The 16,530-nt window shown below is 61.6% G+C and carries 17 protein-coding genes; 2 read left to right on the top strand and 15 right to left on the bottom strand.

Translation table 11 applies throughout. The features are described from left to right. Positions 1-40 precede the first annotated feature (40 nt). Genes V7747_RS04200 through V7747_RS04180 form a run of 5 tightly spaced genes read right to left on the bottom strand, consistent with a single transcriptional unit; the run spans position 41 to position 3,893 of the window. Positions 41-883, bottom strand: a complete 843-nt coding sequence (locus V7747_RS04200; RefSeq protein WP_335614791.1) for a DUF2797 domain-containing protein — start codon at positions 881-883, stop codon at positions 41-43. Next, complete coding sequence (locus V7747_RS04195; RefSeq protein WP_335614790.1) at positions 883-1,149, bottom strand: YeaC family protein; 267 nt, start codon at positions 1,147-1,149, stop codon at positions 883-885. Before V7747_RS04195 ends, V7747_RS04200 begins: the two co-directional genes overlap by 1 nt. A 43-nt stretch (positions 1,150-1,192) precedes the next feature. After that, positions 1,193-2,032, bottom strand: a complete 840-nt coding sequence (locus tag V7747_RS04190) for a rhomboid family intramembrane serine protease (RefSeq protein ID WP_335614789.1) — start codon at positions 2,030-2,032, stop codon at positions 1,193-1,195. Between the two features lie 7 nt (positions 2,033-2,039). Continuing rightward, a complete protein-coding gene (locus tag V7747_RS04185) occupies positions 2,040-3,002 on the bottom strand; it encodes a metallophosphoesterase (protein ID WP_335614895.1) in 963 nt (320 codons plus the stop codon). A 6-nt stretch (positions 3,003-3,008) separates the two neighbouring features. Continuing rightward, positions 3,009-3,893 (bottom strand): NAD(+) kinase, encoded by an 885-nt coding sequence (locus V7747_RS04180; RefSeq protein WP_335614788.1) that lies wholly within the window; start codon positions 3,891-3,893, stop codon positions 3,009-3,011. A gap of 125 nt (positions 3,894-4,018) precedes the next feature. Here V7747_RS04180 and V7747_RS04175 point away from each other — a divergent pair, with 125 nt between their 5' ends. After that, complete coding sequence (locus V7747_RS04175; protein ID WP_335614787.1) at positions 4,019-4,930, top strand: DUF1853 family protein; 912 nt, start codon at positions 4,019-4,021, stop codon at positions 4,928-4,930. Here the strand turns inward: V7747_RS04175 and V7747_RS04170 are convergent, their stop codons facing one another. Then, complete coding sequence (locus tag V7747_RS04170; RefSeq protein ID WP_335614786.1) at positions 4,931-5,785, bottom strand: hypothetical protein; 855 nt, start codon at positions 5,783-5,785, stop codon at positions 4,931-4,933. It abuts the gene before it with no gap. 232 nt (positions 5,786-6,017) lie between these two features. Continuing rightward, positions 6,018-8,054, bottom strand: a complete 2,037-nt coding sequence (locus V7747_RS04165; RefSeq protein WP_335614785.1) for an NADPH-dependent 2,4-dienoyl-CoA reductase — start codon at positions 8,052-8,054, stop codon at positions 6,018-6,020. Between the two features lie 188 nt (positions 8,055-8,242). On the opposite strand from V7747_RS04165, the gene V7747_RS04160 reads away from it, so the two are divergent. Then, entirely contained in the window at positions 8,243-9,280 is a 1,038-nt protein-coding gene (locus V7747_RS04160) for an AraC family transcriptional regulator (protein WP_335614784.1), read from the top strand. 226 nt (positions 9,281-9,506) lie between these two features. Here the strand turns inward: V7747_RS04160 and V7747_RS04155 are convergent, their stop codons facing one another. From V7747_RS04155 to V7747_RS04120, 8 genes are read right to left on the bottom strand one after another with little or no spacing between them, the layout of a single operon-like run. After that, the gene (locus V7747_RS04155) at positions 9,507-10,241 is read right to left on the bottom strand and encodes an adenosylcobinamide-GDP ribazoletransferase (RefSeq protein ID WP_335614783.1); all 735 of its coding nucleotides are present in this window, start codon (positions 10,239-10,241) and stop codon (positions 9,507-9,509) included. Next, on the bottom strand, positions 10,238-10,816 hold the full coding sequence (gene cobC, locus V7747_RS04150) for an alpha-ribazole phosphatase family protein (protein WP_335614782.1): 579 nt from the start codon (positions 10,814-10,816) through the stop codon (positions 10,238-10,240). The genes V7747_RS04155 and cobC overlap by 4 nt, the downstream gene beginning before the upstream one ends. Further along, positions 10,813-11,868: a nicotinate-nucleotide--dimethylbenzimidazole phosphoribosyltransferase gene (gene cobT, locus V7747_RS04145; protein ID WP_335614781.1), complete on the bottom strand. Its 1,056-nt coding sequence runs from the start codon at positions 11,866-11,868 to the stop codon at positions 10,813-10,815. Before cobT ends, cobC begins: the two co-directional genes overlap by 4 nt. After that, on the bottom strand, positions 11,865-12,386 hold the full coding sequence (cobU, locus tag V7747_RS04140) for a bifunctional adenosylcobinamide kinase/adenosylcobinamide-phosphate guanylyltransferase (protein WP_335614780.1): 522 nt from the start codon (positions 12,384-12,386) through the stop codon (positions 11,865-11,867). The genes cobT and cobU overlap by 4 nt, the downstream gene beginning before the upstream one ends. Further along, the gene (locus V7747_RS04135; RefSeq protein WP_335614779.1) at positions 12,379-13,839 is read right to left on the bottom strand and encodes a cobyric acid synthase; all 1,461 of its coding nucleotides are present in this window, start codon (positions 13,837-13,839) and stop codon (positions 12,379-12,381) included. The genes cobU and V7747_RS04135 overlap by 8 nt, the downstream gene beginning before the upstream one ends. Beyond that, a complete protein-coding gene (gene cobD / locus V7747_RS04130) occupies positions 13,836-14,834 on the bottom strand; it encodes a threonine-phosphate decarboxylase CobD (RefSeq protein ID WP_335614778.1) in 999 nt (332 codons plus the stop codon). Before cobD ends, V7747_RS04135 begins: the two co-directional genes overlap by 4 nt. Continuing rightward, on the bottom strand, positions 14,827-15,735 hold the full coding sequence (gene cbiB, locus V7747_RS04125; protein WP_335614777.1) for an adenosylcobinamide-phosphate synthase CbiB: 909 nt from the start codon (positions 15,733-15,735) through the stop codon (positions 14,827-14,829). Before cbiB ends, cobD begins: the two co-directional genes overlap by 8 nt. Beyond that, positions 15,732-16,526 carry a cobalamin-binding protein gene (locus V7747_RS04120; RefSeq protein ID WP_335614894.1) on the bottom strand — a complete coding sequence of 265 codons (795 nt, stop codon included), beginning with the start codon at positions 16,524-16,526 and terminating at the stop codon, positions 15,732-15,734. Before V7747_RS04120 ends, cbiB begins: the two co-directional genes overlap by 4 nt. Between the last annotated feature and the right edge of the window lie 4 nt (positions 16,527-16,530).

The raw sequence follows: 16,530 nt of genomic DNA, 5'->3' as shown, positions 1-16,530 counted from the left end.
GTCCGCTGCAATATTGGGGCAGCGGGCTGGAATCGCGTTGTCAGCTGACGCTGAAAGCCAGTTGATAAGCAGTATATTTGCGAATATTGATGACGGCGGTATCCAGCAGCAAATACTGTCCCTTGATGCCCAGCAGCGTGCCCTCGAGCAATGGTTCCTTGTCGAGGTTGGCCGACTGCGGCTTGGCCACGTAGTGCTCTACCGGATAGCGAATCTGCAAGGGTGCGATGTCGTTGATCGGCTGAATTGCCTGCAGACCGAACTGCGCCTGCAACGCCTCAATACCCTCCCCGACCAGACCGAGCAGACGCTCGCGCTCAGCGATCAGATCCAGCTGCTCCGGCTCGCCGCGCAGCAAGGCTCGCCAGTTGGTCTTGTCGGCCACGTGCTGACGGATCAGGTCCTCTACCAAGCCCGACTGCTGCCGCGTGGCCACCCGCAGTATCGGCAATGCCTGGCTGGCACCCTGATCAATCCAGCGGGTTGGAATCTGGGTTGCGCGGGTAATGCCGACCTTGAGACCGGACGAGTTGGCCAGATAGACAATATGGTCAGTCATGCAGAACTGCTCGCCCCAGGCCGGGTCACGACAGGTACCCAGGTGGTAATGGCACTTTTCCGGGCTCATGATGCAGCTATCGCACTGCGCCAGCTTGGTAACACAGGGGTAACAGTAGCCCTGATTGAAGCTCTTCTTGGTCTTGCGCCCACAATGTACACAGTTGATCTGACCAAGCGCCTGCAGACGAATCTGCTTGCCGATGGCGTCATTCAGGGCGATGCGCTGCTCGCCCAACGGCAGCTTGTAGTCAACCGTCGCCGCCGCATCTGCCAGCTCACCCAGCATCTTGCGTACGCTGCCCTGGGTTTCCAGCTGCGCCATCAGTGCAGGGTCTCCGAGCCGGTAGAAAACAGGATATTGGGAATATCCTTTTTCTCGGACTTGCAGGCCTGCGGCCCCATATAACCGGTGCGCTCCTCTTCCGGCAGATTGTCCTGCTCCCAGGCAATCATCGCCTGCAGGCAGAGTTCTTTCTGCTCCTGCGTCAACTTGCGGCCATCAGGCCACTTGCCGATTTCCACGGCGAGCTTGAGGGCGGCGTACACATCCGGGGTGATATTGCGCAGCATGTCGATGAAAGTGGTCATCAGTACTCCGGCGAGAATGGAAAACGGCGGTTATTGTAACCCGTCACAGGCGCCGCTGCAGCGCGCCGGCGATACTGCCAAACAGGCAGCCGACCAGCAGCCCACTGACGTGCGCGGCATTGGCAATGGCGCCAAACCCCAGCACAGTGATCAAGCCCGACATGCACAGCACCAGCCAGGCCAGCATCATGATCACCACCCCCTTGGGCAGCGCGAAATACACGTTGGGGGCGATCAACTGATACAGCCAGCAATAGCCCAGCAAACCGTACAGCACGCCGGAGAGACCGCCAAACAGGCCGGAGGTACCGCTCCACCACCACTGGGCGGTATTGGAAATCACCCCTATCAGCAGGGTCAGACCCAGCAACCAGAGCGCCCCCGAGCGCATTTCAATACGCCGACCCAGCTCCCAGAACCAGAGCGCATTGAAGGCCAGGTGCATCAAACCAAAATGGATAAAGATGGGCGTAATCAGCCGCCACCACTGCTGCATATCGGGTTGTGCGGCGAGATAGCCGCTAGCCTCCAGCGGCGTATAAGTGAGCAGCACCACGTTCTCGATGTTACTGCCCAGACCGGTAAATACGGCCACCAGTGCGGTGGCAAGCAACACCAGCAAGGTTGCAGGAATCAAACGATATGACTGACGCCAATAGGCTCGAGCCGGTGTCTCGGCAACACTTTGTGGTGCGATGTTGGGGATATCATCAAGACCACGTTCATAAAGCGCCTTCACGGCATCGGCGGTTGCCTGGTCGACCACCCAGACCACCTGCACACCGCGCTCCTCGCTAACGCGATGCACAACGCGGCGACTACGCAAAAAGCGCACCAGCGGGCGCAGGTCTTCTTCCAGCGAACAGGTCAAAGCACGTTGCATGAAATCCTCAAGCGTAATGGGGTACGTCTACCCAGACGAAGTGATCCTGGTTCAGCTTTAGTTCACCGTCCCAGCGGTAGGCAACGAGCTTGCCGTACTTGACCGCGCTGTAATCCAGACACGCCAGATTGGGACGAATAGGTTGCGGTTGGCCCTGCTGCCAGTAGTGTCCGACAAACAGGATGGGGTCATCGGGACGGTAGATCTGCAACGCCTGCTTTTGTTCCGCGCTGAGCGCCAGCGCGGCAATATCGTGCGGCAGCGCGTCAGGCTGAAAGACCACATCGCCATAGGTCTGAGGGTCTTCTTCCCAGAACTTGGTGCGAAAGGCTGCGCGGGTGAAACCATCCTTGCCGGTCATGGTGATGCCGTTGGGCAGGCGCATGTCCGTACCGCGCAGCAGGCGATCCAACACCCTGGATTCGAAATTGCCCCACTTTCCGGCGGCGCGCAGAAAATCCGCGTCAATACAGCCATCGGGGTGCAACGCGCGGAAGGGTTCGATCAGCCGAGCGTCCCAGCAGGCATGCACCAGGCGTATCTCGTTGCAGTCAAGAAACAGCGGCAATTCGTAGAACCAGTCCAGAAAACCCTGCCACTCATCCGGCCAGGCAGCAAACTGGTCGAGCGTATCGCCGATCAGACGCAGATGGCGCTCGTTGTGCTCGCGCATGAATTCGCGCCCGGAGTCCGGCGGCGCAGGCGTGGCCCAACACAGCGCATTGAATTCATGATTGCCCATGATGCAGCGCGCGCTGCCAGCCTCGACCATGTCACGCACCAGGTGCAATGCCTCACGGATACGCGGCCCACGGTCGATGATGTCACCCAGAAACAGCGCTTGCCGACGGGGATGCCGCCACACGCCGGCCTGCTTGCGATAGCCCATATGATCAAGCAGGCGCTCGACGGTCAGTGCACAGCCATGCACATCACCGATGATGTCGTATCCACGCTCGCTCTCCAGCACACTCATTTACTGGTCCGTGAGACGGCTGGACCATCCCAGTTTGCTGCGACAGATGGCGTAGAAATTGTGATCCAGCGGGTGCAGCAGACGCAGCTTCTGCGGCTTCTTGCGGATGGTGATGCTATCGCCGGGGGCACAGGAGATATGTACCTGACCATCGCAGCTGACCTGCGGGTAGATACCATTCTGATTGGAAATGATGATCTTCAATTCGCTGTTGCCGTCGACCACAATCGGCCGGCTCGACAAGGTATGCGGGAACATCGGCACCAGCACCACGGCATCCAGCTTGGGATGCATGATCGGCCCGCCGGCGGATAACGAATAAGCGGTAGAGCCGGTAGGCGTCGCTACAATCAGGCCATCGGACTTCTGGCTGTAGACAAACTGACCGTCGACGTAGAGCTCAAACTCGATCATTCGCGCCGATTTGCCCGGGTGCAGCACCACATCATTCAGGGCTTCGCTGGTGCCCAGTTGCTCTTCGCCGCGGCGTACGAAGGCGTCCAGCAAAAAGCGCGTTTCCACCATGTACTGCCCTGCCAGCACCTCGCCGACGCGGTGCTCCAGCTCATCCGGCGGAATATCCGTGAGAAAGCCAAGACCGCCACGGTTAACCCCCAGCACCGGAATATTGTAGCGACACAACGCACGGGCGGCGCCCAGCAGACTGCCATCCCCGCCGACCACGATGACCAAGTCGCAGATCTCGCCCATCATCTTGCGCGAGCACACCTGCTGCTGGTGACCCGGAAACAGGTCGGCGACCGCATCCTCAAGAATCACGGTATGCCCGCTGTCGAGCAGAAAGCGCTTCAAGCGTTTGAGGGTATCCACCACTCGTCCGCTGCCGAGTCGACCGATTAGCCCGATATTGCGGAACTGATCCATACCACCTCTTTGCCTGTGCGCTTGAGAGATGCGCGGACATGTCGGAGACTGCCCGGACAACAACGCTCTTCTGGAGCGCCGATTATTCCGCAGCCAGCCGCGGCTGGCAAATCAGGAACCGCGCCATGCTTCCGCAATTCCGCCACGACATAGTGCGCGACCTGGCCTGGGTAGCCTTCAGCCCGCCGCTGCTCGACGGTAGCACCCTGCCCCAGCGTGACCCGCTGCAGGACAGTGTCTGGCGAGCCAACCCGGACGCACTACTTCAGCGCCTGCAGCAGTTGGATGAAACGCCGGAGGACCTCGCTGGGCTTTTTCCGGCCGCCCGAGACCGACGTCTGGGCAACTATTACGAACGGCTGTGGCACGCTCTGCTCACACTTGCTCCGGATGTAACCATAGTGGCGCACAATATCGCGCTGCGCGAGCAAGGTCGCACCCTGGGTGAGCTGGATTTGATTATCCACGCCGCCAATGGCGAGTTGGTGCACCTGGAACTGGCGATCAAATTCTACCTGGGCAGACCTGAATTGCTGACCACCCGCAGCGACTGCAGTGATCCGGCGCTCTGGTGGGGACCGGACCCGAGCGACCAACTGGCGCGCAAGGTCGACCGCCTGCGTGATCATCAGTTACCTCTGGTCAGCCAGCTTGCATCGCATTGTTCCGAGCCCATACCACAGCCCAGCTGCTCGGCGGTCTGGCTGCAGGGCTATCTGTTTCAACCTGCCGCACAGCACATGCCCCCCGCCTGTGGACAGCAGCCAAGACCGGGGCAGCAATGGTGGTGTCAACGCCATGAAGTGACGCAGATGCTGCCCGCCGACAGCCAATGGCTGGCGATACCGCACAAGGAATGGTTGATGCCCCCGCGTGCGGCGCCAGGCTCGCTGTTGCGGCCAAATCAGATGGCTGAGGTTTTCGAGAAGGCCAGAGCACGTCAGGCGGTGATGTTTGCTCGAATAGATTCGATAGCGGACTATGAGCCGCTGCACGCAGACCGGTTGATCTGCGTCGCAGATGACTGGCCAGCCTGATCAGTCGATATCGGTAGAGGTACGGCTCTGCAGCTTTACCAGATCACGCTTGAGTGCCACGTTCAGCTTCTGCTGCTGGGCCAGTTCCTGCTTGATATCCAGCAACTCCCCCTGAACGATCTCAAGGTGATCGGCGTGGGTGCCCTTCAGCTCAGCCAGCGCCTGATCCTTCTCCAGCGTCAGCGCTTTCAGCCGGTTGTTCAGCAGCTCGATCTGACGCTGATACTCGCGGGTTTCCAGCGCGTGCTGCTCCAACACCTCATCCAGGTCATCGCTATGCGGCGCACTGGACTCGATTGGCATCAGGGTAGTGTTATCCGGGTCGATGATCACCCCACTGCCGTACCAGCTGTCTTCCGCAGCCACTTGCAGCCGCTCGGGCGAAATGATGCCAATGGCTTCTTCGTCTTCGCCGAGAATGCCGAGAGTATTGCGCGTTACGGCGTCCTTGATCAGGGCCAGATCATTGGTGCCGGCACGCTGACCAGGCTTCCACAGCAGCGGCCGATAATTGGGCTGCTTGTTGTAGCCGAGGCAGACCAGGCGAATTGGACCACCGCCCATATCGGGGCCGCGTTCAGCTTTCTCGGCCAGCTGCCGCAATGGCATGTTCCACAGCCGATTGACGTAGCCGTCCAAGTCGAAGTCGAGTGTAAAGAACACCGCTGCACGAACTTGCAGCCGCGAGTTGATCTGCACGAAAGCGGCTTCTACCGTTTCATCAGCAAATTCAGGTGACGCCACGAGGCCGTCCAGCAATGCTTCGAACTCCGGAAACAGCATTTCCTTGCATATGCCGCGTTCCGAGAAAAACATTACCGCCTCAGTGAGCATTGGCTTTGTTGCGGTGCTCATCATCTATCTCCTTGCCCTGCTCAATACTCTGCGCCTTTTTTTCGGCAAATGCATCCCGTATGCCGTGTAAGGCAATCAGTGTAAGGAAAAGGTTCAAGCGGGTGTGTGACCGACTTGGCAAGCAGTCAATCACATCCGGCAGATGTGGCCTTACCCATAGGCACGGCGCGGCCTGGGAGAAGAGCGGCCATAGCCGCAAGCGCAGAACCCGGCTTGCGGCTATGGTTCAGACTCAGAGCGCTGCGGCCAGCCGTGAGCCCTGGTCGATGGCGCGCTTGGCGTCCAGTTCGGCGGCCACATCGGCACCGCCAATCAGGTGCACAGGCTTACCGGCCAACTCCAAGTCCGCATGCAGCTCGCGCAAAGGCTCCTGCCCGGCGCAAAGAATAATGGTATCGACGGGCAATACCTTGTCCTCGCCGCTCTCGCCAATGCGAATGTGCAACCCTGCATCGTCCACCTTGAGGTAATTGACCGAGTTGAGCATCTGCACTTGCTTGGCCTTGAGTCCGGCGCGATGAATCCAGCCGGTGGTTTTGCCCAGGCCGTCGCCGACCTTGCTGGTCTTGCGCTGCAGCAGGTAAACCTCGCGCGCCGGCGGATGTGGCTGGGCCTTGACGCCGGCGATGCCGCCACGGGCCTGCAGTGCGGGATCAATCCCCCACTCCTTCCAGAACAGGTCAATATCCTGGCTCGGACTGGTGCCCTGGTGGGTAATCATCTCGCTGACGTCAAAACCGATACCACCCGCCCCAATCACGGCCACACGCTGGCCTACCGGCTTGCGTTCCAGGATGGCATCCAGATAACCAATGACCTTCGGATGGTCGATACCCGGTATCGCTGGCGTGCGCGGCACGATGCCGGTCGCCAGGATAACCTCGTCGAATTCAGCCAGATCGGCAGCACTGACCCGGCGATTCAATTGCAGGTTCACCCCGGTTACCTCGATACGCTTGCCGAAGTAACGCAGCGTTTCATAGAACTCCTCCTTGCCCGGCACCCGCTTGGCCACGTTGAACTGGCCGCCAATCTCGCTGGCCGAGTCAAACAGCGTAACCTGATGGCCGCGTTCGGCCGCGACGGTAGCTGCAGCAAGGCCTGCCGGCCCTGCACCAACCACTGCGATATTTTTCACTTGCGTCGTGGGGATGTAATTGAGTTCGGTCTCGTAACAGGCGCGCGGGTTAACCAGACAGCTGGTCAGCTTGCCGCCAAAAGTGTGGTCCAGACAGGCCTGGTTACAGCCGATGCAGGTATTGATTTCATCCGCTCGACCCGCAGCGGCCTTGTTGACGAAGTCGGGGTCGGCCAGGAACGGGCGTGCCATGGAGATCATGTCGGCAGCGCCTTCGGCCAGTAACTGGTTGGCCAGTTCAGGCGTATTGATGCGGTTGGTGGTGACCAGCGGGATGGACACCTCACCTTTCAGCTTGGCGGTCACTTTGGCGAAAGCACCGCGCGGCACCTTGGTGGCGATGGTCGGAATACGTGCCTCGTGCCAGCCGATACCGGTGTTGATGATGGTCGCACCGGCCTGCTCGATGGCCTTGGCCAGCTTGACGATTTCATCCCAGGTGCTGCCGCCTTCGACCAGATCCAGCATCGACAGACGGTAGATGATGATGAACTCGGGGCCGACCGCCTCGCGTACGCGGCGGACGATCTCCACCGGCAAACGCATGCGGTTTTCATAGCTGCCGCCCCAGCGGTCGGTGCGCTTGTTTACATGCGCGACCAGAAACTGGTTGATGAAGTAACCTTCCGAACCCATGACTTCCACGCCGTCGTAACCCGCTTCCTTGGCCAACGAGGCACAACGGGCGAAATCGGCGATCTGCTTCTCGATTCCTTCCTCATCCAGTTCCTTGGGGGTGAACGGGTTGATCGGCGCCTGCACCGCGCTGGCGGATACCTGCTTGGGGCTGTAGGCATAACGACCTGCGTGCAGAATCTGCATGCAAATCTTGCCGCCTTCGGCGTGCACTGCCTCGGTGATTACCTTGTGCTGGGCTGCCTCTTCCGGCGTGGTCATTTTCGCCGCGCCGTGTGCCACGCAGCCCTCTTCATTCGGGCCGATGCCGCCGGTGACAATCAGACCAACCCCGCCGCGCGCGCGCTCGGCGAAATAGGCCGCCATGCGATTGAAGCCATTGGGTCGCTCTTCCAGACCGGTGTGCATCGATCCCATCAAGGTACGGTTGCGCAGCGTGGTAAAGCCCAGATCCAGCGGGGCCAGCAGTTCGGGGTAGTGGGTTTGTGCGGTCATGGTTATCTCATCGCCTCGTCAGCGTCATCAGGACGGCTCTCGATTGATTGCCCGGAGCCTGTTATGGGCAAAACAATAGGCCCACCCCGGTGGTCGCTCAATCACCCAAAGTGACACATTCATAACTACAAATTACACTGCACAGCTACCAATCACCTCGCCATTCGAAGCAGGCAGCCCTAACTACGATGAAACTCGGCGATATCTCTGTCAGCTACCTGCTCAGCCTGCGCACAGCCATCCGGCAGCATCAGCTCGACCCCGCGCCATTGCTTGAGCGTTTTGGCATCACTGAGGCGCTGCTTGCCGAGCCGCATGCGCGCATCAGCATCCCGCGCTTCATGCGTCTGGGCAATGCAGCCATCCGCTACACCAAGAACCCTGCCATCGGCTTGATCATGGGCAGCCACAGCCAGCTCAGCCACCTGGGTCTGGCCGGCATGACAGCGCAGTGTGCGCCCAGTCTGGCAGAGGCTTTCGAAGTCATGGTCCGCTACGAGCGTCTGACCAGCCAGAACTACCGGGGGCATTCCAGTTTCGAGGCACCGGCGCTGCGTTTCTACTCGATTGCGCCTTACAACATGTTCAATCTGTTCGTGGTCGACTCGGCCCTGTCGGCGCGGGCGCTGGCAGGCAGGCAACTGACGGGCGGACAAGCGCAGCTGCGCGAAGTACATATCGAGTTTCCACCGCCCACCTACGCAGCCCGTTACGAGGAATTGTTTCAATGCCCTGTGCTGTTTTCCCAGCAGCACAACCAGTTGGTGTGGGAGCCGCGCAGCCTGCAGCTACCGCTGACGCAAAGTGCACCCGGCCACTATCAACACCTGCTCACACTGTGCGATCAGCGGCTGCATGAGTTGACGCGGCATCGGGGCCTGCGCGAGCGGGTGGAAAGCATAGTGGCGCCGCAACTGCATCAGAAATTACCCAGCCTGATGCAAGTAGCGCGCGAGCTCGGTCTACCGTCATGGACGCTGCGGCGGCGCCTGCAACAGGAGGACCATACTCGCTTTCAGGACATCATTGATGACATGCGCCGCGAGTTGGCCATCAGCTATATAAGAGATACCGAACTGGCACTGGGCGAAATTGCATTTCTGCTGGGCTTTTCATCACCGGAAGCATTTCAGCGCGCGTTCAAGCGCTGGACCGGATCGGCGCCAGGGAGTTACCGGAGGGGAATACTCGAGAAAGGTAAATCAGATAAACAATTAAAACAGTAGGTTAGCGACTTTTCATAGAAAACGCATAAAGAGACTTACATCTCTTCAGCGTCTTCTACATCCTCGTCGCGTTGCTGCATTTGTTGCTCGATCAGCTCTTCAATATAGTCACTCATTGTCCATTTCCCTTTTCTTCTTTGATGATCATGACGTACTGCCAACGGGTTTTACGTTAGCCACGCCAGATGACATTCAGATGAAAGAGAGAGTGGAAAGTTCCCGCCGCTCAGACCAGCACCACTGCCACAACCACCAGCGCCAGGCATTCGAAGCCTTCGAGCAAGGCGCCAGCGGTGTCGCCGGTGGTCCCGCCCAGGCGCGCCATCAGCTGCTTGCGCCAGTACAGCAGCAGCGCCACGGCGACCAACAACGCCAACAGACCGGGCCAGCCAAAGCACAGCAGGGCCAGTGCATTCCCCGCCAGCACCCATTGCATGCGCGAGCGCGGCATGGCTTGCGTGAGACTGGCACCAAGGCCACCCGCGCGCACATAGGCCGTGCTCAGCAGCAGCGCCGGCAACAGGCAACGCCCGAGCCAGGGCGCAATCAGTAACAGCTGCCACTGCTGATCACGCAGCAATACCAATAGCGCGCAGTACTTCAACAACAGACACAGCACCAGAGCCAACACCCCCATAGGACCACAGGCCGGGTCTTTCATGATGGCCAGCGTGCGCTCGCGGTCGCCAAAACCACCCACCCAGGCGTCGACGGTATCCGCCAGGCCATCCAGGTGCAGTCCACCGGTTATCCATACCCAGAATGCCAGCAGCATTGCCGCGCGCAGGATCACATCAACGCTACCAAGCAGCGCGTTCGCTGCGAGCAGCAATGCCCCCAGCAGCAGCCCCACCAGCGGGTACCAGAGCAGCGATTCGGCGCTTTCACTGGCGCTCGGCACCCGCCGCAGACGCACCGGCAAACGGGTCAGAAATTGCAACGCCACGGCAAAAGGCATCATGCGGTGAGCTCCCGTAGGCCGCATCGCGGGTCAAACTCAAGCGCAACCAGCTCGGCATAGCCTACCGTCACCTGCAACAACGCAGCGGGCGCCAACCCGCGGGCGCGCGCCAGCAGTAGCCGCATAACCCCGGCGTGGCACACCACCAGCAAGCGTTGCCCGGCATAGCACGCGTGCAGGTGCTGCAGGGCGCTATCGATGCGCGCTGCAAAGGCTTGCAGCGACTCCGCGCCGGGCGGTGTATAGGCATAGGGGTCGGCCCAGAAGCGGCCAAGTTCGTCGGCCTGGGTCTGCATCAGCTCACTGGGATGCTTGCCTTCCCAGGCGCCAAAGTGCAGTTCGCGCAGATCGTTGCTGTATTCCAGGGGCAAATTTCGCTGCACTGCCAGTTGCTCGGCAAAAAGCGCGCAGCGACGCAGCGGTGAACTGACAATACGCTGCCACCCGGCCAGCTGCGCAACGGCCGTATTCAGTTGCTGCCAGCCGGTTTCCGTCAGCAGGTCATCCAGGCTGCCGCGCAAGCCGCCTCCCTGCTCTGTTTCACCGTGTCGCAGAAAGTCCAGACGCAGGCTCATCGCAGGCTGACCGATACCGCAGCCTCCTGAAAGGTCGCCATTTCGTTGTGCAGACGGCAGGCCGACTGCAACAACGGCACTGCAACAGCGGCGCCACTGGCCTCGCCAAGACGCATTTCCATGGCCAGCAGCGGCTCGGCGTCAAGGGCGTCGAGCAATTCCTGGTGGCAGGGCTCGGCACTGCGATGGCTGTACAGCAACCAGGGCGCCACACCGGGGTTCATGCGCTGAGCACAGAGCGCCGCCGCCGAACAGATATAGCCATCGACCAAGGCCGCAATACCCTCTTGCGCAGCGGCAATATAGGCGCCCGCCAGCGCCGCAATTTCCAGCCCACCCACGCGGGTCAGCGCTTCCAGCGGTGAATCAATGTGCGGCCGGTGCAGCTTCAGCGCCGCCTCGATCACTCGCGTCTTGTGCTGCAAACCGCCCCCCTTCATACCGGTGCCGGCCCCCACCAACCGGGCTACCGGCTGGTCGAGCAGCAGACAGGCCAGAGCGCAGGCGCTGCTGGTATTGCCGATGCCCATATCTCCGCCAATAAACAGATCAGCGCGTTTCTCGATGCTACGCTGCACTGCCTCCCGCCCTGCCAGCAGCGCGTGCGCACACTGCACGCTGGTCATCGCCGGCTGCTGGCGAAAATTGGCCGTGCCGGGGGCGATTTTCAATTGGCGTACACCGGGCAACGGGCCCACTTCGTGCACCAGACCCAGCTCCAGCAGCTCCAGTTCAGCGCCCAGGTGGCGAGCCAGCACGCTGATGGCCGCGCCACCTTGAGCAAAATTGGCGAGCATCTGACCAGTAACTTCCTGCGGGTACGCCGAAACACCTTCCTCAGCAATACCGTGATCGGCGGCAAAAATGGAGATCCAGATGCGCTCAACAGCGGGCTGGCTGCGCCCTTGCAGCCCTGCCAACGTAACGGCGAGCTGCTCCAGGCGACCGAGTGCTCCCAGCGGTTTGGTGAGTTGCGTCTGTCGCGCTAACGCCTGCGCCCGCCTACCCCCGTCAGGACTTCGCGCCGCTGCCTGCCACCAAGCTCCTTTCACACGCTCTCTCCCTTCAAGGTCTGCGGAAGTCCCGCAATACAGACCACCACCCGTTCGCAGTGTGCTGCCAGTTCCTGATGCAACCAGCCTGCTTCGTCGACAAACCGCCGGCTCAACTCACCCATGGGCACCACGCCCAAGCCGGTCTCGTTACTGACCATGATCAAGCGCCCTGGCAACTGCTGAAGGCTGTCGAACAGCCGCTGACGCTCATGCGCCCAGCGTGTTGTGTCCGTGTCGAGCAACAGGTTGCTCAACCACAATGTCAGGCAGTCTACCAGCAGACAGCGCTCCGGCGAGGCATGTTGTTGCAGCACCTGCGCCAACGCCAATGGCTCCTCTACCAGCGCCCAGTCTGCGGGGCGGCGAGCACGATGATGCGCTACCCGCGCGGCCATCTCCGCATCGCGTGGCTGACAGGTGGCAATATAGGTGACCGGCAGCCCGGATTCCAGCGCCAGCCGCTCTGCCATGCGGCTTTTGCCCGAGCGCGCGCCGCCCAGAATCAGTTCATGCATGGGGCACCCCACAGAGCACGCGCAGTTTTTCCGTATCCAGATGCTGCGTCACCAAATCGGCTAGACGATCCAGATCGCGCTCGCGCAGCGCCGCATAATCCAGCCCCTGGGCATCGCGCAGCCCGGCCCAGGACAGGATTGCCCGCTGGGTCGCAGGTTGTTCGAAGAAGCCGTGCAGGTAAGTGCCGGCGACCTGCCCGTCTGCGCTCAGCGCGCCGTCCGTTTGGCCGTCCTGCAGCTCAACAAGAGGCCGCTGCAGGGCGGCGCCCTGGCTCACTCCGGCGTGAATTTCGTAACCACTGACAGCGGCCTGGTCGAGCGCCAGCGTACCGACAACGTTGCGCAACTGTTTGGCTTGGCGCAGCTCGGTGCGCATATCGAGCAGCCCCAGGCCCTCGACCTCGCTCACTGCGCCCTCCACTCCCAGGGGGTCGGCGAGCCGCGCGCCCAACATCTGAAAACCGCCACAGATGCCCAGCACCTTGCCGCCATAGCGCAGGTGCCGGCGCAGCGCCTGCTCCCAACCCTGGCTGCGCAGGTAAGCCAGATCGGCAGCGACGCTTTTCGAGCCCGGCAGAACAATCAGATCGGCCGGCGGAATCGCCTGGCCCGGCCCGACAAACTCCAGCTCGACCTGCGGATGCAGACGCAGGGGATCAAAGTCGGTGTGGTTGCTGATGCGCGGCAACACCGGGACCACCACCCGAATAGGCTCCTGCTGTTTAGCCACCTGGCGGAGATCTACTGCGTCCTCGGCCTCCAGATGCAGATCATGCAGGTACGGCAGCACGCCGAGCACTGCCTTGCCGGTACGCTGCTCCAGCCAGCGCAGGCCGGGCTCCAGTAGTGCAATATCGCCACGAAATCGATTGATGACAAAGCCCTGCACCCGCGCCTGTTCGCTCGGCGACAACAGTTCAAGCGTGCCGACCAGATGCGCAAAAACGCCGCCCTTGTCGATATCGGCGATGATGATGACCGGACAATCCACTGCCTCGGCAAAACCCATATTGGCGATGTCGCCTTCACGTAAGTTGATTTCGGCAGGCGATCCGGCACCTTCCACCAGAATAACCGGGTAACGGCTGCTCAAGCGTTCATGCGCCGCCAGCACGGCCTGCATGGCAACCGGTTTATAAGCGTGATAGGCCACCGCATCCATGTTGCCGACAGGCTGCCCCCGAATAATGACCTGCGCACCCACATCGCTGTTGGGCTTGAGCAGGATCGGGTTCATGTCGGTGTGCGGCGCCAGGCGCGCGGCTTGCGCTTGCACCGCCTGAGCGCGGCCGATTTCACCGCCATCCTCGGTCACCGCGGCATTGAGCGCCATGTTCTGTGGCTTGAAGGGCGCCACCACCACCCCCTCGCGCACCAACCAGCGGCACAGCGCGCTGACCAACGTGCTCTTGCCCGCATCCGAGGTTGTGCCCTGCACCATCAAACTGCTCATGCCAACTCCTTCAGACAGTCATACAGCGCCTGTCGCAGCCGCTGCCAGTCTGATTCTGACCGCGGCAAGCCGAAACGCAAGCCGGCCAGCTCAGGGAATTGCCTAACGAGCACGCCACGCCGAGCCAAACCACGATAAATCAGCTGCGCTTCCAGCGCGCCGGGCTGACGCCACTGGAACAGGGTGCAGCCGCCGCCGTTGTCCAGACCAAGGGAAGTTAACAGCTCACTCAAGCGTACGCTGTCCTGCCGCAGGCGACTGCGCCAGAGTTGCTGCGTGCGGCGGTCCGCGAGGATAGCCTGCCCCACCGCGCGCGCCGGGCCACTCACCGCCCAAGGGCCCAATTGCTCTTCAAGCGCAGCCAGCAAAGCCTCGGCACCCAATACAAAACCCAGGCGCAGGCCTGCCAGGCCAAAGAACTTGCCCACCGACCGCAACACCACCAACCCCGGCAACTGGCTATGTTCGGCGAGACTATAGCCCGGCGTCGCGTCCATGAAAGCCTCATCCACGACCAGCCAACCACCCCGCTGGGACAGGCACTCGCGCCATTGCAGCAGACGCGCTGCCGGTAACCGCTCACCAGTGGGATTATTGGGATTGACCACGACCAGCACGTCCAGCTGCGCCAGTTGTTGGGCGGGCAGATCAGCGCTCAGACTGACCACCTGATGGCCGGCCCGCTGCCACGCGTGGCGATGCTCGGCATAGGTGGGTTCGAGAATCCCTACCCGGCAGGGGCTGCGCAGTTGCGGCAGTGCCTGGATTGCCGCTTGCGAGCCCGCTACCGGCAAAGCCAAGGCCGCGCCATAGAAGTCGGCAGCCAGGTCGCTGAGGCCGTCGTCAGGCTCCGGCAGCCGGCTCCAGACCGATTGTGGCAAGGGCGGCACCGGCCAATGGTACGGCGCCAAGCCGGTCGACAGGTCCAGCCACTGCTCGGGCGGCAGGCCAAATTCGCTGGCCGCGCGGCGCAGACGTCCGCCGTGCTCAAGCATGGCGGAAAATCCATAGCAGCGTGATCATTGCCAGCCACAACAGCAGGCTGCGGCGCACCAGTTGCAGCGCACGCAAAATGTCCTGCGCGCGCGGCGCAGGCCCCAACCCCAGCGCTGGCCGGGTCACGCTTTCACCGTGGTACACCGCCGAGCCGCCAAGCTGCACATGCAGCGCGCCAGCCCCCGCCGCCATCACCGGGCCGGCGTTGGGGCTGTCCCAGGCGGCGGCCTGGGTACGCCAGCTGTGCCAGCCGGCGCCTGCATTGCCGCAGAGACAATAGCTCAGGGCGACCAGGCGAGCGGGCAGATAGTTGAGTGCGTCATCCAGCCGAGCGGCGACCCGGCCAAACAGCAGAAAACGCGGTGTGCGGTATCCCCACATGGCATCCAGGGTGTTACTCAAGCGGTAAAGCACCACGCCCGGCGCGCCCAGCAGCAGAAACCAGAAGAGTGCAGCAAAGAGCGCGTCGCTGCCGTTTTCCAGCACCGACTCAACCGTGGCCCTGGCGATGCCCTCCTCGTCCAGATCCCGGGTATCGCGGCTGACAATGCGGCCCACCAGCTCGCGCGCCACGGGCAGATCCTGGCGTTGCAGCGCCTCGGCAATGGGCCGCGCGTGTGCCGCCAGACTCTGACCACCAAGACACAAGTACAGGCAGAATACGGAAAACACCCAGCCCAGTACCGCCCAACTGGCCAGCCAGTAAGCCAGGGCGGTGAACGGCAGCACCGCCAGCGCCCAGGCGAAGGCGCCGCGCAGAATGCTGTTGTGCCGATTCAGCCGCTGCTCCAGATACTGCGCCCAGCGGCCAAAGCCAACCAGCGGGTGCCAACGCGTCGGCTCACCCAGCAGGCGATCCAATAGCGTAGCCAGCAGAGCCGCCGGCAATACGCCGCTCATGCCCCGCGCCAACCGGCAATGATACCGACCAATTGCTGCAAGCCGTCAGTCAGTGCGCCCACACCCGGCTGCAGGATGTCCGCCGACTTGATCTCGTGCAGCTGGCCGTTCCGTACCGCCGGTATTGCCTCCCAACCGTCACGCGCACAGACCTGTTCAGGACGAAAGCGTTTGCCGCACCAGGAGCCGATAATGATGTCCGGCGCGCGGCGTACCACTTCCTGCGGATCGGCAATAATCCGCTGGCGCGCACCGGGCGCGGAGGCCAGCTCCGCAAAACAGTCCTCGCCACCAGCCAGTGCAATCAACTCGCTGACCCAGCCAATGCCGGAAATCAGCGGGTCGTTCCATTCCTCAAAGTACACCCGCGGTCGCCGATCACGCTCAGAGACGCTATTGCGCATCTGTAGCAAGCCATCCTCCAGCTCGGCCACCAGTTCAGCGGCACGCCCGGCCGCACCGACCAGAGCACCCAACGTGGTGATCATGCGCAAGATGCCGGCAATGCTGCGCTGATTGAACAGGTGCACCTCTAAACCCGCTCGGGCCAGGTCAGCCAGAAGGCCGGCCTGCAGGTCGCAATAGCCCAGTACCAGATCCGGTTCGAGTGCCAGGATCTCGTCTATTTTGGCGCTGGTGAAAGCGGCAATTTTCGGCTTTTCCTTGCGCGCCTGCGGCGGTCGCACGGTAAAACCGGAGATGCCGACGATGCGCTGCTGCTCACCCAGGCAATACAGTACCTCGCAGGTTTCGGTCGACAGGCAGACGATGCGCTGCGGACCGCTACCGATGTCT

Source organism: Halopseudomonas sp., from assembly GCF_036960865.1.
Taxonomy (GTDB): domain Bacteria; phylum Pseudomonadota; class Gammaproteobacteria; order Pseudomonadales; family Pseudomonadaceae; genus Halopseudomonas.
Note: the sequence above shows the minus strand (reverse complement) of the source record. Positions and strands in the feature narration are given on the sequence as shown.